This window comes from Bacillus cereus group sp. BfR-BA-01360 (assembly GCF_022663595.1).
GTDB classification, from domain to species: Bacteria; Bacillota; Bacilli; order Bacillales; family Bacillaceae_G; genus Bacillus_A; species Bacillus_A cytotoxicus.
Window position 1 is genome coordinate 14,248 of the sequence record NZ_JAKUFV010000020.1, and the last position, 22,518, is coordinate 36,765.

Below are 22,518 nucleotides of genomic sequence, written 5' to 3' on the forward strand. Positions count from 1 at the left end.
GAAATAATGAACATGCATAAAAGCCTTAAAAGAGGATTTCTCTTTTAAGGCTTCTTTAAAGTGAAAGACATATTAACCATTAGAGTGAGGAAAAAAGAAAGTGTACAACAACTTAAAAGTGTACTCATACATATAAAGTTTCTATTTATTTAAAGATGGGTTGCTCCACACTCTAGCCTGATTGGTGAATAGAATGACTCGCATTTTTTAAAAGGCTTTATTGTAAATTAACCCACTTTATTATCTCTGTACAACACAAATTTAGCTTTGGAATAAAGTTTGATTAAATTAACTTAATAAGCCTTAATAAAAGAGCAATTAGAAAAAGCGTGTTTTAAAAAAAAGATTGATCAAAACACGCCTTTTCTATATTCAATTGAAGCGTCCCTTTATAAAAAAGTTTGATTATTTTTATTCAACCATAGTTCCCCGATAGTTAATTTTACATATAGTTCACTATCTAAAGTAAATTAAGTGGCTTTGGATACTTTACCTGCTTACAACAAATTTCTACTATCCCATCGCTGTCAACAGAACCATAATTCCATTAGTTAGACCATGAATAATAACTGACGGCCAAATTGAATGAGTTCGTTCATACGCCCATGCAAAGACTATACCGCTCAAGAAGTTTACAGGCATCGCATTATAAGTTGGAATGTGGATAATTGTAAAGATTAATGAGCTTAGAAAAATAGCCCTCATCATACCAAAACGTGTACGTAGCCATCGATATAAAAAACCACGATAAAATATTTCCTCATATATTGGTGAAATGACCGCCGCAGAAATAAAAGCAATAAAAACAGTAAAGAAATTTACGTTTTGCTGTATCGCTTCAGTTTTGCTGTTCTCATAAGAATTCCCAATAAAGCTAGTAAGCACCATCACTATTACATCACCAACTATTAATATAATAGTTAGTAGGACAATAAGTTTCCAATCTTTTATAGAGAATGACCTGATTCCTACTTCACTCCAAGAAAGTTTCTTTGGCCGAATGATCATAAAATACACACCTGATACTAAAACAATCGCTATTGTTAATCCTATTAGAGTTCCTGAATATAGCTCATTATCAAACCACTGAGAATAAATAGGATTTACTAAGAATTTTATGCATCCTATGACAAATACAAATTCAAGTAGCATCATTAAGAGAAATTCTTTTAATCCCCAAGGGTCTTGATCCTTCCAATTCATGTCCTTTTGCTTCATTCATCATTCCTCTTTCCTTGCATGATATAACCTAACTATAATAGGTGACGTAACGTCACTTGCAACATTCAGTTTCAGGAGGATATGCATCCGAACAATAAACAATATAATTTCACTCCCATAATAAAAAATACCCCTTTAGACATGATTCTAAAGGGGTAAAAGCATCGCGACTTTATTACAAATTATCAATCTTTATTCAAAAGTTACAAAACATGTAGGTTTGAAATAAAGTTTAATCAAAAATATCTCGTGAACCGTAGTTGTTCACCATATACAAAGCCTTTATTTTGAAAACAGTTCAATCAAAATAAAGGCTTTTCGTTATATTTAGTAACTTATTTTTATAAAAAAGTTTGATCAAAATCACATATATTTGTTGGTGTATCGGTGTTTCAAGGGTGTTTACTTACGAAAAGCATCGCGCCTTTATTCAAAACATCGTATCATTTTTATAAACATGTGGACTTTATTTCAAATTCACACCTCATTACCTGTAACAAAAGTATTTTCCTATAAGAACATTGTAATTAAAAATAAGCACAAAAAAGATCCCTTTATACAAAGGAATCTAGTGGTTCATCTTTTTTATAAACAATTCGACTTTATTTCAATTTTACTTCTGTCTTTCTACTTCTAATTTGTTACCTTTACTATCTACCATTCTTAAAGAACCGGCTCTCAAGAACTCAACAGTATAATCTACTACCGCATGCATTTGTCTAGCATCTATCTTCTTACCGTCTTTAACAAATTCAGTAGGGATCATAGTTACTTGCTTCTTGTCTGCATTATATAACCACGTACCTGTCATATGGTTATCTTCATAAGAAGAGTTACCAGTATCATCATAAGCCGTGAATGAATTATCTTCTCTAAGGTCTAAACCTTTATGAAACTCAGAACCTCTGTAACTACCCCACGTGCCAAATAACTCTTTACCGTCTGCGAACAATTGCACATTATCATCATCGGACTTAGAAGTTGAAGGGGTATCAGTTTTTGCTCCTGTACCGAAACCAAGATCGTTAGCTTTTTTTACTGTAGCATCTTCAACTGGTTTGAAACCAGTTTTCCAATAACCATTACCTTCTCTGATTAAATCCATTGATTCTTTTGCTTTTGATTTATCTATGTCTTTAGCATCCGTTTTTGCCATTTTAGCCTGAATTGCATATGCCTTACTATAACAGTCTACCGCCTTTAATATTTCTTTATGTGAGTCTTGATACTCTTTAGGCGCTTCTATTGTATTAAACTTAGTAATAGTCTTTTGTAACTCAGCTTCTTCTTTTACTAACCCTTTTACTAATTCCTTTTCGTCCTTCGTTTTATCTAATGCTATTTCAGTTATAGAAGAAATTTTATTCATTAATTCGAAGATAAACCCGTCATACGAACTGGATACTGCTCTTTTGATAACTTTTCCTTAGTTTCTGATTTAGACTCTACTTTTTCTCTTTACTTTGCGTCTGTTTTATCGGTACCACAACCTGCTAATAGCATGAACGGTATCGCAAACATTACTAGTTTCTTTGCTTTCACTATGCCCCATCCCCTTAGAGAAAATTGTATTTAATTAACATATTGTACCATAACATAATTTGTATAAATAAGATAGAAAGTTTACCCATCATTAATTAAAATGTAGACTCTACAGAAAAAAGCACTTGAACATTAAAATAGCTGTTCGAGTGCCTTATTTCTTCCCTATTTTTCATGTAATTTTAAAAAGAGCCTCCAATTAAAGTTATGTCAATTACAATAAGTGAAAAGAAAAATATATATTCAATCATACTTCCTGTTCTTGTATATATCGGAAATCTTATTTTCATTTTCAAAGGATAAAGCAATTGAATCCCACTTGGTGTAAGGGCATCTAACACTAGATGACTTAATACCCCAAGATAATAAAGGTATTTTTCTTCCTAAAGTGGATCCTTGATGACAAATATCTGGTATTAATGCTCCAATTATTGATGTGGCCGTTAATAAATATGGATCGTCCCGTCCCCTATTCCCACATAATTATGTGCAATTAAAGCAAATGCTGCTCCTGCTGCTACATGTGTCGGTCCTCTCAAATATATCCTCCTTTCTATTATTCAAGCTTTATCTTAACAGTTGGCGAAAATATAATACCCTTTCACCCAGCGCTGTTTTAACCATCTCAATTTATATTCCATGCTTGGTGTATAAGTTGCTGCAGAATCCATTAAGTTATATCTATCTAAAGTCTCCAAACATCTATTAGGGTTCGTTAAAGTATTTAGAAATTCCAAGTCCTCGCTTTCGAGAGACTTTCATGCAATTCCTTTAAAATTAATTGGCAGCAGTTCTAATATCATATCTCTATCCAAACCTGATGTTTCTAAGAAATTTTGAAGATGCGAGAGAGATAAATAACCCCAGTTTGTACTTTGGTATTCTTCTTCTAAAAATGTATATAGATCTAAGTCATTACAATTTAATTCATAATTCTTTATTGCTTCTATTCCCCATTTCATCTCATTCCCTCACAATCATTATGCCCAAAATTGCCTAATAAGTATGTTCACAAATTTCTACCAGTTACTCTTAAATATCGTAATGGGCTTCTCTTTTCCGTCTTTTCACATAATAAATATATAGGTAACACGAACAAATCATATTGATTATCATTGTAGACAAACTATAAAACACATTGATTCCTAAAACATCACAACATAATAGAGCAACCATGCTTAAAACATAAAAAATAATAATCTATCAAAAATAGACAAATGTCATTTCTCCCTTTTTTAAGATTAGTATTATGCAAATGTTGCTTTTTATAATTTCTCCTTACTCTTCCCCAAAACAGAATTCCTAAATTAAACATTATTGCTATAATTATCATGAGAATCGCATACAAAACTAGATTCACTTTTCTACAGATCCCCCCCATTATAAATATAAAAATAACTCTTTATCTAACAGGTTACTATCGGTAACTTGTCCTTCACTTTAAATATATACAAATGATTCTACGAAACTAAGTGACAGTAAAAAAACAGCAACCTATTCTCAATTCTTAAAAAGAACCAGGCGTAAATGTCAAAACTAGGTCATTTTTAATTATCCTGCTCTTCATTCTGCTATGGTTAATAATCTTTATAAGAAAATCCCCTGATTTTATTCATAGATGTTACAGTCTAAAAAACTCGAAAACAATACTTTTTTTCCGAAGAAGTCAATAGAAAATAGTTGAGAAATATTTTTCTAGATACCTAAATATTAACAATTTTGATACAATAATGAGAAATCGCACAATATATAATAGGAGGGTTTTATATGGGAGCAGCAACAGTAACATTAAGTGAAATTACAGAGCTTTTAAGTAACTGGCATGACTCTATACGCGAACTTGATCATGAACAATCAACTCATTTATTTGGAGAAATAAAAAATAAGATTGATAAAATTGAGGAAAACCAAAACGTGCTTTTATACTACTCTTTATTAGAGTTTAGACATAATATGTTAAACAAGGATTATGAAGGCTCTAAGAAATCTCTTGAAAAAATTGAAGATTTTAATAAACCAAGTGAAGAACTTTTGAATTACTACTATAACTTCTTTAAAGCAATTCATAACACAGAAATTGGAGAATATAAAAAAGCTGGTGAGTATTTCGATAAAGCTAAACAATTAATCGCAAATATCCCTAATGAGATTGAAAAAGCTGAATTCTATTATAAAGCAGCAGCTTTTTACTATCAGGTAAGACAACCTTTAAAAGCAGTGAAGTATGCAAACCGTGCTTTAAAATTCTTCGAACCTAAAACAGGATATGAACTTAATATAGCAGCTTGTAAGAATATCCTTGGGTTAACATGTACATCACTTAAACAATATGAATATGCGGAAGAATATTTTATTAATGCTTTAGATATCGTTACAAAAAAACACAATACCATGTTAGGTCTTAAAATTAGACATAATTTAGGTTTTCTATATGCTGAACAGGATCTTTCAGAAGCAGCTATACGAAACTTAACAACAGCTATTGATACTCCAGAAAAGAGTTATAAAGCTATTTTCCTTATTGCAAGAGAAAATTACAAACTTGGAAATACAGAAGAGTCATTAAAATTTATTGAAACTGGGTTAGAAGCATGCAATCGTATCAATAACATGGAATATAAACATCACTTCTTAATATTACGCGCACTAAACTCAAAAGAACATACAGAAAAGTCTGAAAATATAATCACAGAAGGAATTGAGTACTTTGAACAAGAAGGTTTATTAGGGTTCGTTCATGACTATTCTAAACAATTGGCTTTAAAATTCTACTCATCTAATCAGCAAGATAAAGCAAACCAATATTTCTTTAAGTCACACGAAGCCGAAGAAAAACTACGTAAAAAGGAGGCACTAAAATAATGAAGAAAGTAATTCAAGTTTTAGGTATCACTCTAGGATTAGTAGCCGTTTTTGGTTTTACTTCAAACAACACAATACAAAATGCTGAACACGGAGAAACATTTGCACCCAAAGTACAGGATAGCTCTATCCATTACGTAATGAGAGAACACGGAGAAACATTTTAATACTTATAAAGGGCCATACCTAATACATGGCTCTTTTTTTATTATATTTTATTATATTTAATTAGACTTATATGCCTTTAAGCTCATATATTCAGCTGAATCCATCAGACTTTTACTAGCAGTTGTTCTCCCGCCTAACTTCTTTACTTCATCCAATTTTATGCCGGGATTTTCACTGTCCACAAATCGCAGGATTAACTATTATATAGAAAGGGTGTAATTTATTCTATGTTGACTACACTTCCGATCATAATGACTACCAATGGGCAGAAATTAAAATGTTCGTTTAATAGTATTAAAGAACGTTGTGAGTTTCAGTATATCTCCTTCGATATGCAATTTCACGACCTTGTAAATAACTCCAGGGTCGGAACTGCTTCATGTCGTATACAAAAAGATCCAACAGAAAACAAAATTGAGATTACTATTACAAGTTTAGATGCAAAACATATTGGAACTGGGGTTGGAACAGCTATGATATACTCCATATACAGATGGGCATATTTTAGCTATCCTGGTTATGAACTTCTCTTCAATGGAATGATTAGTACGGCCTTTGATGAAGAATATTTAATAGGTTTTTATACAAAAGTTGGATTTAACGTAAAAAATGGTTTCTTTAATCTAAAAGTAGAAAGAAATGAATTTCATAAGTTCTGTACAAATACTGAAAGTAAAATATCTGAGATGTGTTTCACATATCTAAGTAAACAAAATGAAAGCTATAACAATAAAATAGATACTTATCTAAATATCCTGTCACATATCGAAAAAAAGTTTAATTCAATGTCATTAATTTCATTTATTAAACAACGCTATTTTAGACGTAAACAGTCCTATAATGAACATACTCTCATGTAGGTATAAACTAAAGTTTGATGGAATTATTACAAATAACCTTCACACTAAATCAAGAATAGGAAACAAGTTTTAAAAAGCACAATCGAAACTTGTTCTCTATTCTTATGTTATCTTATTTCTGTTTCTACGCCATGATCGTATAGCTGGATAGTATCCTCAGTAAAATTCTGAACGACTGTTGCAAGTTCTTGTAATTTCTCCTGCGTTACCCCATTAATATACCAAACAAAATTACTATTGGATTCTGAATCAGTTGGTATGGAACCAATGGCTATTTTATATTCTGTAGTTTCTGTTACCGTTTCTTCATATGATTTCTTTACCTCATACTGATACTTTTCAAGACGAATAAACATATCTCGCCAGAATAAATCAGCAATTTCCATTTGATGATACCAGGCTTTACGGAAATAATCAGGAATACTTCTTGTATGTTCTAACAATTACCCTTCTGTCTTTGTTGGATGATGGATCATCGCATGAATCGCGTCCGTAATATAATGTGCTGTTGGATGATTACGGCCCAAGATACGACGTGTTTCCTGCCGTACTTGTAGAAGAACATCGTAATAAAAATACATCATGTCACGAGTCGTAGTATCAAGTTCCCCCTTTTGAAATGGAACCATAGTACCGTTGTGAAATGTTAGTGATGCATCACCTAGATTCCATGTATATGTTTGCAAGTCCTAATCCCCTTTCGTGCCTTTTTATATTTAGTATAATATCCTCATTTCAAAAAAGCATTTATTCAGTAATGAGAAACAATCCTAATATCTCTTTTACACTTTCTAACCTTCAATTTATAAGGCATTAGAGAGACACTCTAAAGCAAAGAAATATTAATATTTAGATATAACTCGATCAAATTATACATATATTGGATAACTTATGTTAAAATACCATTGAATATTGTAGCTTTGGAATAAAGTACGATCAAAAATGCCATATGAGCCCTCATTTTATGGTCAAAAATAAAAGTCCATTTTGAAAAAAGTTTGATCACAATGGATTTTTATTCAGCAGATATAAGTTTGATTTTTATAAAAAAGTTTGATCATTTTCGAGGTAATTAATACTTTTATTATTAAATAAACTATTAGAAATCAAGAACAAACCAATAATTCCTGTAAGAAAAATATATAATGCAATAAAATTAGGAGCTAAGACCGCACTAATGATTAAAGCTGATTTTGATAACATATTACCAATTTTATTAGAAAATCCAGCAACTGCTGAATAGGCCCCTCTTTTATCTATAGGAATAATTCTAATCCTTTCTGAGTTGTAAGCAGGGGCATATAATAATTCTCCAATTGTTGCAATTACCATTAAAACTATTAATATATAAATATTAGATGATATGACCATTACTGAATACCCTGATATATATAATAACACACCGATCGTTATTGATTGATTTGGACTCATCTTTTGTGAAATTCTTGAAAATACAAAAGTCATACTAATAACGATAAAAGTATTTATTATCATTAAAATAGAATATAATTTTACACCATCAATTGAAAAACCGTAGAATCCTACTGTTGTAAAATCCTCCTTTAGTCTAACCACTATAAGAAGACATTGATAGCTCGGCCATCATAACAAATGCCAATCCTAAAACTAAATTTACATATGATTTATCCTTATAAACTTCTTTATAGCTATTCAGTGTATTTATTAAAAACGATTCATTACTTTTATGAATTTTATTAATATTAATGTCTTGTAAAAACAATTTTATAATAATACTATTTATTAATAGTATCGCCGTAGCTGTTATAAATAATTCTGATTTATAATTATTATATACAGCACCGCCAATTGTTATCCCCAAAGCCATGGATAAATTATTAATCCAGTATTGTATTACAGAATATTCCTTTCTTGTTTCTTCGGTGATAGATTCTATAGTAATAGCGTCTTGAGCCGGCTTCATAATACCATAGATTAGTTGACTACATATAAACAAAATTGAGAATAAAGTAACTAATCTTTGTTCAGTATAGATACAAATAGTCATTGATAAAAATACCAATACATTTACATAAGAATTAGTTAAAATGATTCCTTTTTTGAAAATACATCACTTATATGCCCCCCGATTAAAGAAGCTAAAAAATTAACTACTACTGCAATAATTAAGTAGATACCCGCAGCTATAACTCCCATATAAGCAGACAAATATAAAGACATAAACGGAATAATACTAAACATAATAGAATTTTGTAAGAAGCTTGTTAAAAGTCGAATTTTTAAGTTATGATTCAAATTCCGAAAAATCAAAATAATCACCCTCTATTTTTGAATAGAATTTTTTTGTATTTAATGGATATTAGTAAAGCATAAAAGCGCACTTTTTGTATTGTGCGCTTTTGTACTTTTCACTGCAAATGTTCAAGACATTCAAATTTGATGTTATTTTCAATATAAGCAATTGTGTTAGTCAAATCTTTTTCACTTTCCCAAGTAAAATATACTTGACAGATACTATCGAAAGGATCAAATAGCCGATATTGATTTTTTGAACCTATCCCTTTGAAAGTAATATTAACTATATTGATAGGTAAGTTATCGATCCCTCGTACGTTTTTAATTGTGTATTCTTTGAGGTTAGGAACAGGGATTAAAGATAATGCAAAATCATTTTGAAAATAAATATTTGGTATAGTCTCATTTAAATCTAGAAAATAAGAATGTTTGTGAAAATCAAATTCGTAAGCATAATTATATAAATTCACAATATTTCCACCTGGAGGTCTACCAGCTATTTCCAAGAAAATGAATTTATTTTCATAATAAATTACTTCCAAATGAAAAACTGTATTTTGAATATCAAATTGTTCAAAACATTTTATAGTGAATTCTTTGGCTTTATTTATTAACTCGCTATCTGAAACTACTATAGTGGATAGAACATTATTATTATTTATATAATCATATGCTGTACCTACCTTTTTGCAAACCATAAAATTTACTAATATACCATTTTTTATAATGCCATCAAAGTGCATAATAGTACCACTTATATATTGTTCAACACTAATCTTATCACTTTGATCAAAAAGTTCGTTTATGTGATTTATTGCATCTTGATAGTCTGATACAATTTTTATACCACAGCCTCCAGCTTGGTTAGAAGGTTTAATAACTATTTTTTTTGTATTTCTTTATGAATTGTTCAACTATAGTCTGATAATCCTCTTTTGTGATTTCTGAAAAATCTGCAAGAGGTACAGTATCTTTTAAACGTTCTTTCATTTTTATTTTATCTCTGAGAAAGATAGCGTTAGGACTGACCAATCCTTTATTTATATTTAGGATACCCCTTAATTTTGAAGCAACAACCACTGTTGCTTCATTTGTTGATATAATAGCCTCTATATTTCCAAAATGTTCAATTATTTCTTTGGTAACTAAAATACTATCGAATTTATTCTCAAAACAAGAAACGTCAAAAGTATCATTTGTACTTATCGCGTGATATTTAATAGAATTTTTCAGTTCATTTGAAAGCTGCGAGATATCAAAATAGGACGTGATTAAATGATAATTATAATTATCATAATCCAGATAATCCTTTACTTTATAGATATTCCCCAAAACTAATATATTTTTTGTTCATTTTAGTATTTTATCCTGTTTTGCTATTTTAACACTATTAACTAAATAAAATGGACTGTTCTTATTGTTTATAACTTCATCAAAAGTCATCCAAATTAACTCGGAAATCTCATCTCTATCTTTAACAACAGCATCCCCTGATACCCACTCACAGGAGAAAACAATATTGATTACATTTATTCCAGATTGTGTGACAAAAGAAGTATTATTAACATATTTAAAATTACTAACTTCCAACCCCGTCTCTTCCATTATTTCTCGCTTTAAATTATTTTCTAAAATATCATTGGAGTTTCCTTCTTTTTCTACTGTACCACCAATTAAAGAAAGTTTACCTCCAGCATGCTCTTCATTTAAACTTCTTCTACCTATCAATAATTTACTGTCTTTAATAATTAGTCCTTCTACATTAACTGCAAACATACAGAACCCTCTTTCTCTAGATATCGTATCCATAAGCTAATTTAAATAATTGGCGGAATTGATTATAAGAAAATATATTATGGATTTTATCATCCTTCAAATAATATATTTCTGGTAATTTAAATGCCCAAAGTTCACTATAAACGGAGGTATACGCACCACAGTTTGATTAAAATTATCTAAATCACAATTTAATGTCATTTCTAAATCACCCAATAATTATACAACTGCTCAGCCTAGTAGTAGATAGTTTACCAGAAAGGCAAGCGAAAGAAGTTTCATTCCCTTTCGCTTGCCTTATATAGGCTATCAAATCTTCATTAAATATTTATCTCTAAAATGCAGTGCACTGTTTAATTTTTGACCTTCAATATTTAGGTAGTCTCTTAAATACCCTGCCCTAATTATTTCGCCCTCTTCTAAAGCAATAAGAGCCTTGATTGGGTCATTTTTATGTATTTCTACTACCTCATAATCAACTAATCCATTAGTTGAAAAAATTATTAAATCCTTTTCTTAGCAAGTTAGTATCTGCAAAAGTGGCAACTGTTTCTTGATGATTTAAAAGATAGATTTTTTCTTTTGATTCTTTTAACCATTCCGCATAATTTTTGTTACTTTTCGATACCCTGTTTAATATAACTATTGACATTGTTTCCTCCTTAACCACATTAAATAAATTACCTTAAAACCCATTTAATTGAAAAACAACACTTTTCCATTAACATAATGTTCAGAAAATGTAAATATTTTAAATTTAATGTAAATTAATTCTTTTTTATATTACAACAATGTTAAGGAGTGTAACTATCTTTAATTTAATGTAAATCTATTTGATATGGAGAATCATTACTATAATAAAATATTTTGAGGGAAGTATAAGTCTGGAATTAACTTTAATTAAATAATTTATTCTACTGTTCTTAAAATTTATATCTAATAAGTGTAGTAGCTACAGCTTAAAAGTAATAAAATATAGTTAAACTCTAATGGGGACTAGTATCAATTCATTATTTAATAGACAGGAGGCACAGTTTAAAGTTGAAATTTATAGAGATCGGAATAGGTAATAAATGGTTTTTGCGAACAGAAACAGAACTTAGTGATGGTAGCGAAATCGAAGAAAAAGGGATCTCCTATCCAATAAAATTTCAATCAGTATATATTAGAATCTGGATAAGAAAAACAGTACTTATCATTGATTCTAAAGAAGGCATAAAAAAAACAAAGAAAAGCCGTAGTGATTTTAAGATTATTTTTGGGATCGTAAGTCTCTGAACATACTGAGTATAGATAATAAAATATTACAAAATACAAAAATGCTTCCATGTACGGAAGCATTTTTATCCTTATTATTTATTGTGAAAATAAACTATAGCCTAATCTTGAATTATTTTATTTATAATATCTTTGTATCTTTCTAAACCTACCTCTATATAACTTCAAAACGGTACGACTTTATTTCAAATCTACAACTGTTTCATTACAACATAGTCATACATTATAAAATGTGTTATGTCTTATCATACCTGACAATACTTACAACATAGTTATACATTACATAAAACAGGTAAATATAAAGAAAACTAAATTAAGTTACAACATAGTCATACATTCAAAATAAATTGTTACTCACCAAATAAAAATTTACAATATACGGATAATACCCCTGTATAACCAAGTATGGTTTCTAAACCAGGGACATCATATCAAAAAGAAAATTGTACGTTTAAACGCAATTCGAACAAAAGTTAACCGGTACCTTGTAAGTTAGGGGACCGGTTAATAATGTTACAAATCTTTTACTACATTTTATAGTAAACATAATTTATTTACATTGGCATACCTGGTAGAAACTTCGCTATTAATACAATGATTGCCGCTAAGAATACCGATTTAATAATGAATAGAATAATAATTGGAATTGATGCTTTCACTTTGCTTAATCCAGCTGTAATGTATAATCCGAGCCAAATTAAGACTAAATTCCATACAGAGAATATTTCAATTGTATTACCAATTCCATATGCAAATGTACCTTCCGTAAATAATAACCCTAAACTCGTATATTGGGTCATTCCACTACCAAAGACTAAACTTAAAATTGTATTAATAAGTCCACCAATAATAAGGATAATATTTGTATAGACTACAATATTTAATAAAGTTTTATAAGTCGTATCATTACCAAGGAATATCATGAAAATTTTATAAATAGCTGCTATGAAGAGTGTTCCAATCATCGCACTAGCAAAGCTTGATCCAATTCCAGAAATAACTTCTGATGTAAGTGAACTTTGTCCAGCCAGTTCCCCTAGTTCTTCTTTCATTTTTAACATCTCAGGTGAAGAATGTATAACATACGCACTTAAACCACCTAGGAGCCCTTGTAACATTGCTACTAAGAGGAACATACCCCAAACTTTCTTATTTGTTTTCATTCTTTCAAATTGTAAGCTAGGAGATGTAATCATTCCAAATAATGATGGCCTTTTCGCACCTACATCTTGTGTATTAATATTTGCTTCCATTATAGTGCCTCCTTCTATTTATATAATCCTCTTACAAGGATAATTCAAACAATATGTATGAATAATAAAGGTACTTATTTCTACTACTCTAGTAAACTATTCGTAGCGAAGTGCTTCGATTGGATCTAATTTTGCAGCTTTATTCGCTGGAATTAATCCAAAAATAATACCGAGTGTCATAGAGAATAATACACCTCCAACAACAACTTCCCATGAAACAAGCGGTGGCCATTTGGCAAATGTGGAAACAATATATGCCCCGCCATATCCAAGACCAATACCAATTAAACCACCAAGAAGCGTTAACATAACTGCTTCAATTAAGAATTGCAATAATATTTTACTACGTGTTGCTCCAAGTGCTTTACGTACACCAATTTCACGCGTGCGCTCTGTTACAGATACGAGCATGATGTTCATAACGCCAATACCCCCAACGACTAATGAAATACCAGCAATGCCACCAATAATCATTGTCATAATTCCCGTCATCTTTGAAATACCTTCTTGAATTTCTTTTAAATTCATTACTTCGTATTTACCTGTTGCATCACTCGGTTTACGACTATTTAAAACATCCGCGGCTTTTTTACCTGCACTCTCTAAATCATCTACATTTTTTGCTTGAACAGAAATATTTTGAATTTCATCTTTTCCGTACAGTGTTGGCCATAATGAAATTGGAATGAGTGCTTCCGATGATCCCATTCCCATAAATTCATTATCTGATTTATAGACACCAATAATTTGCATCGGTTGACCTTTCATTTCAATGATTTTACCGACTGGATTTTCATCTTTAAATACCTTTTCTTCCATTTGTTTACTAATCATGACAACGTTATTACCTTGATCCACATCTAATTCTTGCAGCGAACGTCCTTTGATTACTTTCACTTTATTCACCGTGAAGTACTCATTGTCTAATCCTGTAATATTCACCATTTCTTTTTTATCTTCAATATCCAGAGATTCCATACTGGAATTTGTTGTTACGATATGTGCAATCTCTGGGATCTTCTTGATTTCAAAAATATCTTCTTCTGTTATTTTTGGCATTTCAGGCATATCCATACTAAAAGGATCATTTATATCAGGACTATAACGAATAGGAACGGTTTGATTCCCTGAGCCAACAAATTGTGATTTTAAGGCTACTTCCCCACCTTGTCCAATCGCTACAACAGTAATAATTGAGCCTACACCGATAATAATTCCGAGCATCGTAAGAGCAGAACGTAGTTTATGAGCTAAAATAGAAGACAAGGCAATTTTTATACTATCTAGTAAACTCATACCGCACACCTTCTATCTTCTGTAACTTTCCCATCTCGCAGTACAATGCGGCGGGTAGAATACGCTGCTACTTCCTCTTCATGCGTAACCATAACAATCGTCGTGCCTTCTGCATTAAGCTTCGTGAAAATATCCATAACTTGCTCACCAGACTTCGTATCAAGTGCACCAGTCGGTTCATCGGCCATAATGAACGTTGGGTTATTCGCAATCGCTCTCGCAATCGCTACACGTTGCTTCTGTCCACCTGATAACTCATTTGGTAAATGATGCACGCGATCTGCCAATCCAACTTTACCTAACGCCTCCAAAGCACGCTTGCGACGCTCCACTTTCTTCACGCCACCATATACGAGCGGAAGCTCAACGTTTTCCACTGCGGAAAGACGAGGTAGTAAATTAAAATGCTGGAATACAAAGCCAATATATTCATTACGAATTAAAGCAAGCTTTGACTCGTCTGCTGTTAAGATATTCACATCATTCAGTATATATTCGCCTTCTGTTGGACGATCTAAACAACCGATAATATTCATAAGCGTTGATTTACCAGAACCAGATGGTCCCATAATCGAAACAAATTCACCGCTCTGAATCGTTAAACTAATACCGTGCAAAATCGGCACTGCCAATTTCCCTTGATAATACGTTTTAGCAATATGATTTAACGTAATCATTTCTCTTTCACTTCCATTCCGTCATACACGTTGTCGGAAGGATCTTTAACCACCTTTTGCCCCACTACCAGACCTTCAACAACCTCTGTCCAGTCTCCATCAGTAGCGCCTTTTTTCACATTTTGCTTATGAAGTTTTCCTTTCTCTTCAATATAAACAAATGTGTCATCGCCCTTTTCTACAATACTCTTACTTGGAACAGCGATCATCGTTTTGTTCTCTAAACTTACTTGTAAAGAAACGTGATAACCTGGGGATAAGCCATCTTGACTATCAAGGCTTGCTTTATATGTATATTGAGACATATTTTGAGTCGTTTCACCCATACCACCAGCTTGAGCCATCTCTGCACTCGTTGGGAATTCACTTACCTCTGTAATCTTACCTGTCCACTTCTGCTTACTATTTGCTTTCGCAGTTACAGTAAACGTTTGATCCTTTTGAATTTGTGACTTCTGAAGTTCTGTTAACGTCCCTTGAATTTGGAATGGATCTTTAGACGCTACTTGTAAAAATGCTTTCCCTTGACCACCTAACGCTTGAGATGAACTTTGTGCCGCATCTTTATCTAACTTTTGAACAACACCAGCAAAATTACTATAAATCGTAAGCTCTTTCTGCTTTTTACTTAACTCTTCTTTTTGTAGCTTTCCTTTTTCTTTCTCAAGGTCAATTGTTTTTTGCCCTATCTCTAACTCACTTACTTGCTCTTCCATCGGATCTGTTACTTCTTTCCCGGCTCCGCTATCTTTCGCTTTCTTAATTTCTTTCTTCAACGAATCAATCTTCTTCTTTCCTTGATCATAACGCATATCTGCCATCTTCTGATCAAGCTCAGCTTGCTTCATTTGAAGATTAATCTCTTCATTATCATAAGAGAATAACTTCGTACCTTTCTCTACCTCTTGTCCTTCTTTTACCTCAATGTCTTTCACTTTTCCTTTAGTCGGATCCGCATAAAAACTTTCAATATTCCCAGGTTTCACCTGACCAGAAATTAACTTCGTATTATTAAGCTTTCGCTCCGTTACTTTCTCAAAGCTTACAGCATCAGCAGATGTTGATGCCCCCTTCTTCTTGCCTTGCATAATAAAAAGATTAACTGCTATAACAATAGAAAATAATGTAATAACACCAAAAATAATCATTCTTTTCTTTTTAGCAGAACCCTGAACGTTACTTGATAACATAATCAATCTCCTTAAAATATTATGTAGAAATCTACCTATCCATGAATATAGTATAAGAAAACAGATTGAATCAATATTAAACTGATATAAGAAACAGCATATCCCCATTGAGTCTTAATTGGAATAACATTATTTAAATCAATTTTACTAACTTCTCCTTCTATCGTTAATAACAACTGTTCTCCATGCGGTACAGTTGATGTTAATTTAAACATATTGATTTCTTTATTTTTCTCCTGAATTGTTCCAATTAATCCTACGCCTGGATAATAAATATCAATTGTATCTGTATCATTTTCTGATTTATAAGTTAAAGAAATCTTTCTTTTTTTTCCTGGAATCATCACATTTTTATCTAAAAATATTGATTTTGATACTATCAATTTATTTTGTGAAGATACCTTATTTTTGTCCCCTTCTTTGTTTGCCCAAGTTTCTATTAAAAGAAGTACATATATAATGAATACAGTCCAGCTTTTAAAATAAATACTTAAACCAAAACCTAATAAGATAAACAAACCAAATAATGTTTTCTGGATTATGCTATTCTTATAGCCAACTATCTTTAAAACCCAATATCCATCCAAAGGCTTAAATGGAAAGAAATTAACTAAATTTATTAATAAAAATAGATTTAAGACCGCTAGCATCCATTCCTGTCCTAGATAAGTTGCAATACCCCAAAATATTAATCCGCCTATAAATCCAATTAATGGTCCACCATAGCTAATAAATGCTTTTTCTTCTAAAGATAATTCCTTTCTTTTTGTTATCACAAAAGCTCCTAAAAAAGGAATAAAAGTAGGTGCTGTAATTGGTATTCCCTTATATTTAGCAAATCCAACATGTCCCAACTCGTGAATAAAAATTAATAAGACCAAACCAATTGCAAATTGCCAAGGATACAATAATGTGTACGCCCACATAGATGCAAACATACTAATTATGGTACCCCCTATTTTCCCCCATTTAATTAACAATAGTAACCCTTTTAATTTACTAAATAATACAAACACTGTAGCCCCAAATGAACAAAGTGTTGCAACAAGGAGGCGACGTATCCTACTATCTTTTATTTTTTGAAACATTTTTCAATCACCTTTCTCTAGGTTTTAGTTACAATTGGTGTAATATTAGCTTCAATAAATCCAGCAATAAGTATAAATAGCACTGAAACCATGATTAATATCAAAGAATCTTTGATAACATTTCTCCTAGGTGTTCCTAACATTTTTGTAATTAACCAATCTGAACTTTTAAATCCCACAGCACCTGCAATAATCAGTGCAGGTATCTCTAAAATTCCATGGGGCAAAATAGTAAGACATACTTCATGCCAAGGGATATTATTCATTAAAGCAGAGGAAACTACCATGCCTACTATCATTCCATTGGCAATAAGCCAGAAAATACTTATGAAACCGAATGAGAAAAAACCCAAAATTATTGCGAAGATAGAATTCAAATTATTTATTACAAGATTTTTATATTCTAATTCGACATGCTTATTGCTACTAAAAATAGAAATAAAATCCGGATAAAATATACCTATGGTAAAACTAACAAAATAAATTAATATTGAGATAATAAAAACGACCCTATTCCTATATAAAATAGTCTTCATTTTATTCCCTCCATAGATGAGACAACTAAACTTTCGAAATCTTTCTTTAAATTCTCTAAATCATTATATTCAACATTAAGATTTCCATCGCTTAATACACCAACTCGATTGCAAAAATGTTGTGCCAATTCTAATATATGTGTTGTAATTATTACTGCATTTCCTTCTTTAGCATAATTTTTCAAAAAATCCTTCATAAATTTTGCACTTGGTGGATCAAATCCTGTCATAGGTTCATCTAAAATTAATACACGTGGTTTTGTTATTAAAGCACCCGCTATTGCTAGTTTTTGCTTCATACCATGGGAATAAGTTGTAACCATTGCATCTGCATTCTCTAGTAGTCCCACTAATTTGAGATTTTCTTCTACTAATTTCCCTTTTCTCTCCCGTTCAATTTCCCATAAATCACCCAAGAAGTTCAAGTATTCCCTTCCTGATAAATAACCATATAAAAATGGAATATCTGGTACATATCCTAACATTTTTTTATATTCACTTGGATATTTGCTTAATGAATATCCAGCCACTTCGATTTTTCCTTCATCTATACTTGTTAACCCTGCAATAACACGAAGTAAAGTTGATTTCCCCGCTCCATTTGGTCCTAAAATACCATAAATTTCTCCTTCATTAATTTCTAAAGAAACTTTTTTTAGTATTTTTCTTTCGCCCAAAGATTTTTCAACTTCTCTCAAAATTAATAAGCTCAACGAATTCCCTCCCAATGTTTAGTTCCTTTCTTATTAATCAACGCAAGACTAATTGATACCATAATTCCGCCTATAACTAAGTACCAAATTATTAATAAGCACTGCATTATTAAAAGTGAAATACAATTAAAATGATACAAAGCTAAGAGTCCTCCAGCTCCTTGTAATATCAACATCAAATAAATAGTAGACAATATATTACCAAGCCACACTGCCCGCCTTGATCTTCCAATTTCAAAATAGTGTTCCCAATCAAATTTAGGATAAATAGCTGTTACTCCTACTTGAATACATCCATATGTTATAGAAAATATAAAAATTAAACATAAGCATGTAATAATCATGCCTATAGAAAAAGTGAAAAATGGTAATGCAATTATGATAAATCCAAGATTAAATACCAATAGACAGCACACATGTAATATTAATTTTGACCAAAATAGCTTTTGTGGCTGTACTCCTCTATGTAAAAATAGATTAATGTTGTTTTTCTCTGAATCGATAGATGTTATTGGTAATAAACCTTCTCCTAAAAATGAACAGAATAGTTTAGATAGCAGGATACTAATAAATATTACTCCCCAGTACCCGACATTAAATTTTTGCCAAATAATCCCTAACCCCATTACACCACCGATTATAAAAGCAATCACATAAAACATTTTCAATAAACGATAACGTACCATTTCGCTTACTCTCATCAGGCTTTTTATATCTTTGTTTAAGATAAAATTATAATTAGATGCGCTTTTAGCAACTAGATTTTCACATAATTTATAAATCCAAAAATTACTCTTCACTGTTCCATTCATTACAAGACTAAACATTGGTTTTATATCTGCATATTTTGTTAACCTTAAAAAATAGCTAAAAACTAAAATAGAGCAAATTATCAATACGGCGAACCAAGTTAAAAATGTAATTTGATTACCTTCAATTAATGATTCCAGGCAATAAACATACCAGTTAGTTGGAATCATTATATTCTTTGATACTCCTGTTACAAAATCAAATAAAACCTCTATGGTAAGTTCCTTATTAAAAAATAACCAGAAAACAGAAAGAGCTAGAATACATCCCATTACAATAATAAAAATGACATTGCTAACTATTCGAATAGCTGTTAAGTTCCACTGACGAATAACTTTGTAACCATAAAACCCTATTATACCGGTGAACCCCAGGTAAAAAATATAATATAGACATGTAACTATAGGTCCAAATAATAATAAAAGTACATTTTCTCCAAATATCCAAGTAGATGCTATACATACAGGCTCAACTATAAAAATAATCAAAAACACCATATTAAATATTTTGGTTGAAACAAAACGATTAATAATAAAAAGAAATTTAGGTGTAGGGCTACGAACTATAATTTCGAAATCTTCTGGTTGTATTGCACGTTCATAAGATTGTATAGTACCAATACATCCAGAAATAAAATGAAATAAAACAATGCTACTTATAACAGGTAGAACTATGCTCTCATTTAGTACATCCTTAGAGAGTAATTCAAACAGCAGGCAAATAAAAGCAATTACTGAAATGAACATTAAGGTTACAAAAACAGTAATTGCAATTAATATATATTTTTTTGATTTTCCCTTTATTAAATTACTAGGTACTACAGAAATAAAGCGATTGACTAGTCTTGTTAAGTCGACAAGATAGATTACCCAAAATATTCTTATGTAATTAAGAATGTTCCTCAATGAAGTATTCACCTCTATACCAAATATTTATAATAAAAGCAATTAAATATTAGTATCTTAATTACATAAGATACTTAAGATACTAATATTTTAATTACAAAAAGAAGGATAGAAATTATCGAAGCCTTTATCCAAGAAATTTCATGGATAACATTTAATGCAATAATAATTAGTAAGGTCGTCCATATCGAGAAGGGATCAAAGAGGCTTAAATAAAAATTCTTTTCAACCAAAAACCCTTTAACAAATTCAGAAAAATCAGACCCCATAACTAAACTAATCATTATAATTCCTATGGCTTTAATTGCACTTGGAATACTAACAAACATAAACAGTGAAGTTGTTTGTCTTATACTCCCTTTTCCTAACATTGGGATACACATTAGATGCAAGATTATTGCCCCTAGGAATAAAGTCATGACAGTCTGAAATATTGAAAATGAGCATATCAATATATACATCAGAGATTTAATTCGACTCGATACTCCAATATTTAATTCTGAAAAATGACTTGTAAAGATATCCATCATATTAGGTACTATAATCATATACATTAATATGATCGGAATAGTCGCAAGAATAAAAGGCTTCCATACATTTGGCTTTACTTTTACATTTTCAAAAAATCTTTTAGGGTTAATAAAAAAATCGCTCCACTTTATACCACTTACGTCTGAGCTACTTGCTGTTTGTATATTTTCCATTCATAAATCTCCAATACAATATAATTAAAAGAGTTACCAAGTATATTCTTGATAACTCTCTTTTGTTAATACACAAATTTTAGTATAATACTGCTGCTTTTTTACCTTCTTTAAGAAGTTTTCTCTTCGCAATAGCAATTGCCGCTGAGATAGCTGCAGCACCGATTCCAGCTCCTAAAATTGCTCCCGCTAAGCTAATAACCGCACTCATATCAGAAGCCCACTCAATAGCACTAACAATTCGACCTGCATTTGCTGCGCTAATATCATACTGAAGTGTTAAATTGGCAAGACCACCACCAGAGAATTGATCAAGTGCTAGTACAGAACCTACCACTCCTAAACCTAATGTACCTGCTAATACTTTTTTAATTTTCATAAAATAACTTCCTTTCAAATAAATTAGTATATTAGTATTTCGTGATTGATAATATCATAAAATTAAACTAAAAAGAAATAGTTTTCCAACTAATATGCAATATTGCATATTAGTTGGAAACATTGATGTTACAGTATTTTCAAATAAGTCAAACTATTTATCTTGTTTATCAAGTATTACAGCCAAAAATTACTTTTAAATTAACATTATTTAAAAGTAATAATCAATACAGTTAGAAGTTATCAAAACATAACTTTATATATAATGTAAATAAAGTCCAAAAAACCAATAAAACCGTAGTATTTATATACTACGGTTTTATTGGTTTATTTTAACTGCACTTACATCATTAATTAAACAATTTACAGCTCCAGAAACTAATGACCAATCATTATAAAAAACTTTTAAACGCTCTAATCCTTTTGAGGTTAATTGATAGTATTTACGATCCGGTCCACTAGCTAAAGATTTTTTCATTTGACCGACAATTAATTCTTCCTTTTGAAGGCGTAATAACAATGGATATATACTATTTTTACTTACAAATAAAAAACCAAATGAATCTAACTTACTTTTCAACTCATATCCATAAGTCTCTTCTTTTGCAAGAATGTGCAAAATACAACCTTCTAGTATTCCTTTTAACATTTCACTGTACATTAATTCACACACCTTTAATTCTTTAGTTTAAAATGATACTATCTCCTCTCAAAATTATTTAGCCTGGAGATATCTAATACACAGTTTCTCTTTCTAATAAAATAAAGCTTACAACTATAGTAATTTTAGTTGTATTCCCTTCTGAATCAACTATACGATATAAGCATATCCACTGCCCCTTTACTTTAATATAGATTTTAGAATTTTTCTACTAGTTATATGATGATTTAAGATGAAATCTTATTTTCACTTTTAATTGTTATCCCTATTAGAAGTACCAAACAAATGTTAACGAAAATATGCGCTAAGAAAAACCCTCCCTATTT

General features: G+C 30.8%; 26 protein-coding genes and 3 pseudogenes. 4 read left to right on the forward strand and 25 right to left on the reverse strand.

Annotation, left to right across the window (positions count from 1 at the left end; translation table 11 throughout):
- Positions 1 to 513: 513 nt before the first annotated feature.
- From MR056_RS16415 to MR056_RS22735, 4 genes and pseudogenes are all read right to left on the reverse strand, one after another.
- Positions 514 to 1,218 (reverse strand): CPBP family intramembrane glutamic endopeptidase, encoded by a 705-nt coding sequence (locus MR056_RS16415; RefSeq protein WP_011983297.1) that lies wholly within the window; start codon positions 1,216 to 1,218, stop codon positions 514 to 516.
- 616 nt (positions 1,219 to 1,834) lie between these two features.
- Positions 1,835 to 2,763: pseudogene (locus MR056_RS16420) on the reverse strand (DUF7018 domain-containing (lipo)protein).
- Between the two features lie 182 nt (positions 2,764 to 2,945).
- Positions 2,946 to 3,104 carry a metal-dependent hydrolase gene (locus tag MR056_RS16425; RefSeq protein ID WP_235436324.1) on the reverse strand — a complete coding sequence of 53 codons (159 nt, stop codon included), beginning with the start codon at positions 3,102 to 3,104 and terminating at the stop codon, positions 2,946 to 2,948.
- Positions 3,105 to 3,335: 231 nt separating this feature from the next.
- Positions 3,336 to 3,725 (reverse strand): annotated as a pseudogene (locus tag MR056_RS22735) (hypothetical protein).
- An 805-nt stretch (positions 3,726 to 4,530) separates the two neighbouring features.
- Between MR056_RS22735 and MR056_RS16435 the strand changes: the two are divergent.
- The 3 genes from MR056_RS16435 to MR056_RS16445 all read left to right on the forward strand — a co-directional run bounded on the left by MR056_RS16435 (position 4,531) and on the right by MR056_RS16445 (position 6,653).
- Entirely contained in the window at positions 4,531 to 5,625 is a 1,095-nt protein-coding gene (locus tag MR056_RS16435; RefSeq protein WP_048721352.1) for a response regulator aspartate phosphatase, read from the forward strand.
- Positions 5,625 to 5,792, forward strand: a complete 168-nt coding sequence (locus tag MR056_RS16440; RefSeq protein WP_000755964.1) for a hypothetical protein — start codon at positions 5,625 to 5,627, stop codon at positions 5,790 to 5,792. Before MR056_RS16435 ends, MR056_RS16440 begins: the two co-directional genes overlap by 1 nt.
- Before the next feature lie 228 nt (positions 5,793 to 6,020).
- Positions 6,021 to 6,653, forward strand: coding sequence for a GNAT family protein (locus tag MR056_RS16445; protein ID WP_048721355.1), 633 nt, complete (start codon positions 6,021 to 6,023; stop codon positions 6,651 to 6,653).
- A 107-nt stretch (positions 6,654 to 6,760) separates the two neighbouring features.
- On the opposite strand, the gene MR056_RS16450 is transcribed toward MR056_RS16445, so the two are convergent.
- The 9 genes from MR056_RS16450 to MR056_RS16490 form a co-directional block, all read right to left on the reverse strand.
- Positions 6,761 to 7,096 carry a hypothetical protein gene (locus MR056_RS16450; protein ID WP_235436328.1) on the reverse strand — a complete coding sequence of 112 codons (336 nt, stop codon included), beginning with the start codon at positions 7,094 to 7,096 and terminating at the stop codon, positions 6,761 to 6,763.
- Positions 7,097 to 7,339: a hypothetical protein gene (locus MR056_RS16455; protein ID WP_087097535.1), complete on the reverse strand. Its 243-nt coding sequence runs from the start codon at positions 7,337 to 7,339 to the stop codon at positions 7,097 to 7,099.
- Between the two features lie 355 nt (positions 7,340 to 7,694).
- Positions 7,695 to 8,228: an MFS transporter gene (locus tag MR056_RS16460; RefSeq protein ID WP_048721358.1), complete on the reverse strand. Its 534-nt coding sequence runs from the start codon at positions 8,226 to 8,228 to the stop codon at positions 7,695 to 7,697.
- On the reverse strand, positions 8,221 to 8,694 hold the full coding sequence (locus tag MR056_RS16465; RefSeq protein WP_338082972.1) for an MFS transporter: 474 nt from the start codon (positions 8,692 to 8,694) through the stop codon (positions 8,221 to 8,223). Before MR056_RS16465 ends, MR056_RS16460 begins: the two co-directional genes overlap by 8 nt.
- 20 nt (positions 8,695 to 8,714) lie before the next feature.
- Positions 8,715 to 8,942: a hypothetical protein gene (locus MR056_RS16470; protein WP_048721366.1), complete on the reverse strand. Its 228-nt coding sequence runs from the start codon at positions 8,940 to 8,942 to the stop codon at positions 8,715 to 8,717.
- A 98-nt stretch (positions 8,943 to 9,040) separates the two neighbouring features.
- A complete protein-coding gene (locus MR056_RS16475; RefSeq protein WP_087097533.1) occupies positions 9,041 to 9,811 on the reverse strand; it encodes an ATP-grasp domain-containing protein in 771 nt (256 codons plus the stop codon).
- Positions 9,801 to 10,259: an ATP-grasp domain-containing protein gene (locus MR056_RS16480; protein WP_048721372.1), complete on the reverse strand. Its 459-nt coding sequence runs from the start codon at positions 10,257 to 10,259 to the stop codon at positions 9,801 to 9,803. Before MR056_RS16480 ends, MR056_RS16475 begins: the two co-directional genes overlap by 11 nt.
- Before the next feature lie 18 nt (positions 10,260 to 10,277).
- Positions 10,278 to 10,703 (reverse strand): NUDIX hydrolase, encoded by a 426-nt coding sequence (locus MR056_RS16485; protein WP_011983294.1) that lies wholly within the window; start codon positions 10,701 to 10,703, stop codon positions 10,278 to 10,280.
- Between the two features lie 487 nt (positions 10,704 to 11,190).
- On the reverse strand, positions 11,191 to 11,355 hold the full coding sequence (locus MR056_RS16490; protein WP_157671195.1) for a hypothetical protein: 165 nt from the start codon (positions 11,353 to 11,355) through the stop codon (positions 11,191 to 11,193).
- A 389-nt stretch (positions 11,356 to 11,744) separates the two neighbouring features.
- On the opposite strand from MR056_RS16490, the gene MR056_RS16495 reads away from it, so the two are divergent.
- The gene (locus MR056_RS16495; RefSeq protein ID WP_048721377.1) at positions 11,745 to 11,981 is read left to right on the forward strand and encodes a DUF3977 family protein; all 237 of its coding nucleotides are present in this window, start codon (positions 11,745 to 11,747) and stop codon (positions 11,979 to 11,981) included.
- Positions 11,982 to 12,535: 554 nt separating this feature from the next.
- Here MR056_RS16495 and yknW read toward each other — a convergent pair.
- The 12 genes and pseudogenes from yknW to MR056_RS22900 form a co-directional block, all read right to left on the reverse strand.
- On the reverse strand, positions 12,536 to 13,234 hold the full coding sequence (yknW, locus tag MR056_RS16500; protein ID WP_086692606.1) for a YknW family membrane protein: 699 nt from the start codon (positions 13,232 to 13,234) through the stop codon (positions 12,536 to 12,538).
- A 96-nt stretch (positions 13,235 to 13,330) separates the two neighbouring features.
- Entirely contained in the window at positions 13,331 to 14,530 is a 1,200-nt protein-coding gene (locus MR056_RS16505; RefSeq protein WP_086692608.1) for an ABC transporter permease, read from the reverse strand.
- Positions 14,527 to 15,207 (reverse strand): ABC transporter ATP-binding protein, encoded by a 681-nt coding sequence (locus MR056_RS16510; RefSeq protein ID WP_086692610.1) that lies wholly within the window; start codon positions 15,205 to 15,207, stop codon positions 14,527 to 14,529. Before MR056_RS16510 ends, MR056_RS16505 begins: the two co-directional genes overlap by 4 nt.
- Positions 15,204 to 16,397, reverse strand: coding sequence for an efflux RND transporter periplasmic adaptor subunit (locus tag MR056_RS16515; protein WP_086692612.1), 1,194 nt, complete (start codon positions 16,395 to 16,397; stop codon positions 15,204 to 15,206). The genes MR056_RS16510 and MR056_RS16515 overlap by 4 nt, the downstream gene beginning before the upstream one ends.
- Positions 16,398 to 16,432: 35 nt before the next feature.
- Positions 16,433 to 17,485: a site-2 protease family protein gene (locus MR056_RS16520; protein WP_086692614.1), complete on the reverse strand. Its 1,053-nt coding sequence runs from the start codon at positions 17,483 to 17,485 to the stop codon at positions 16,433 to 16,435.
- Between the two features lie 17 nt (positions 17,486 to 17,502).
- Complete coding sequence (locus tag MR056_RS16525; RefSeq protein WP_086692616.1) at positions 17,503 to 18,021, reverse strand: stage II sporulation protein M; 519 nt, start codon at positions 18,019 to 18,021, stop codon at positions 17,503 to 17,505.
- The gene (locus MR056_RS16530; protein ID WP_086692618.1) at positions 18,018 to 18,734 is read right to left on the reverse strand and encodes an ABC transporter ATP-binding protein; all 717 of its coding nucleotides are present in this window, start codon (positions 18,732 to 18,734) and stop codon (positions 18,018 to 18,020) included. Before MR056_RS16530 ends, MR056_RS16525 begins: the two co-directional genes overlap by 4 nt.
- Positions 18,731 to 20,449, reverse strand: a complete 1,719-nt coding sequence (locus MR056_RS16535; protein ID WP_086692620.1) for a hypothetical protein — start codon at positions 20,447 to 20,449, stop codon at positions 18,731 to 18,733. Before MR056_RS16535 ends, MR056_RS16530 begins: the two co-directional genes overlap by 4 nt.
- 74 nt (positions 20,450 to 20,523) lie before the next feature.
- Positions 20,524 to 21,153, reverse strand: coding sequence for a YIP1 family protein (locus MR056_RS16540; RefSeq protein WP_086692622.1), 630 nt, complete (start codon positions 21,151 to 21,153; stop codon positions 20,524 to 20,526).
- A 79-nt stretch (positions 21,154 to 21,232) separates the two neighbouring features.
- The gene (locus tag MR056_RS16545) at positions 21,233 to 21,532 is read right to left on the reverse strand and encodes a circular bacteriocin, circularin A/uberolysin family (protein ID WP_086692624.1); all 300 of its coding nucleotides are present in this window, start codon (positions 21,530 to 21,532) and stop codon (positions 21,233 to 21,235) included.
- A gap of 318 nt (positions 21,533 to 21,850) precedes the next feature.
- Complete coding sequence (locus MR056_RS16550; protein ID WP_086692626.1) at positions 21,851 to 22,192, reverse strand: PadR family transcriptional regulator; 342 nt, start codon at positions 22,190 to 22,192, stop codon at positions 21,851 to 21,853.
- A 130-nt stretch (positions 22,193 to 22,322) separates the two neighbouring features.
- Positions 22,323 to 22,451 (reverse strand): annotated as a pseudogene (locus tag MR056_RS22900) (IS6 family transposase); the annotation flags it as partial.
- Positions 22,452 to 22,518 lie beyond the last annotated feature (67 nt).

What these genes read in the sequence shown, in the direction of transcription:
- MR056_RS16415 (WP_011983297.1), bottom strand. Translation starts at nt 1,218, where the DNA reads ATGAAGCAAAAGGACATGAATTGGAAGGATCAAGACCCTTGGGGATTA.
- MR056_RS16435 (WP_048721352.1), top strand. Translation starts at nt 4,531, where the DNA reads ATGGGAGCAGCAACAGTAACATTAAGTGAAATTACAGAGCTTTTAAGT.
- MR056_RS16440 (WP_000755964.1), top strand. Translation starts at nt 5,625, where the DNA reads ATGAAGAAAGTAATTCAAGTTTTAGGTATCACTCTAGGATTAGTAGCC.
- MR056_RS16445 (WP_048721355.1), top strand. Translation starts at nt 6,021, where the DNA reads ATGTTGACTACACTTCCGATCATAATGACTACCAATGGGCAGAAATTA.
- MR056_RS16485 (WP_011983294.1), bottom strand. Translation starts at nt 10,703, where the DNA reads ATGTTTGCAGTTAATGTAGAAGGACTAATTATTAAAGACAGTAAATTA.
- MR056_RS16490 (WP_157671195.1), bottom strand. Translation starts at nt 11,355, where the DNA reads ATGTCAATAGTTATATTAAACAGGGTATCGAAAAGTAACAAAAATTAT.
- yknW (WP_086692606.1), bottom strand. Translation starts at nt 13,234, where the DNA reads ATGGAAGCAAATATTAATACACAAGATGTAGGTGCGAAAAGGCCATCA.
- MR056_RS16505 (WP_086692608.1), bottom strand. Translation starts at nt 14,530, where the DNA reads ATGAGTTTACTAGATAGTATAAAAATTGCCTTGTCTTCTATTTTAGCT.
- MR056_RS16510 (WP_086692610.1), bottom strand. Translation starts at nt 15,207, where the DNA reads ATGATTACGTTAAATCATATTGCTAAAACGTATTATCAAGGGAAATTG.
- MR056_RS16515 (WP_086692612.1), bottom strand. Translation starts at nt 16,397, where the DNA reads ATGTTATCAAGTAACGTTCAGGGTTCTGCTAAAAAGAAAAGAATGATT.
- MR056_RS16520 (WP_086692614.1), bottom strand. Translation starts at nt 17,485, where the DNA reads ATGTTTCAAAAAATAAAAGATAGTAGGATACGTCGCCTCCTTGTTGCA.
- MR056_RS16525 (WP_086692616.1), bottom strand. Translation starts at nt 18,021, where the DNA reads ATGAAGACTATTTTATATAGGAATAGGGTCGTTTTTATTATCTCAATA.
- MR056_RS16540 (WP_086692622.1), bottom strand. Translation starts at nt 21,153, where the DNA reads ATGGAAAATATACAAACAGCAAGTAGCTCAGACGTAAGTGGTATAAAG.
- MR056_RS16545 (WP_086692624.1), bottom strand. Translation starts at nt 21,532, where the DNA reads ATGAAAATTAAAAAAGTATTAGCAGGTACATTAGGTTTAGGAGTGGTA.
- MR056_RS16550 (WP_086692626.1), bottom strand. Translation starts at nt 22,192, where the DNA reads ATGTACAGTGAAATGTTAAAAGGAATACTAGAAGGTTGTATTTTGCAC.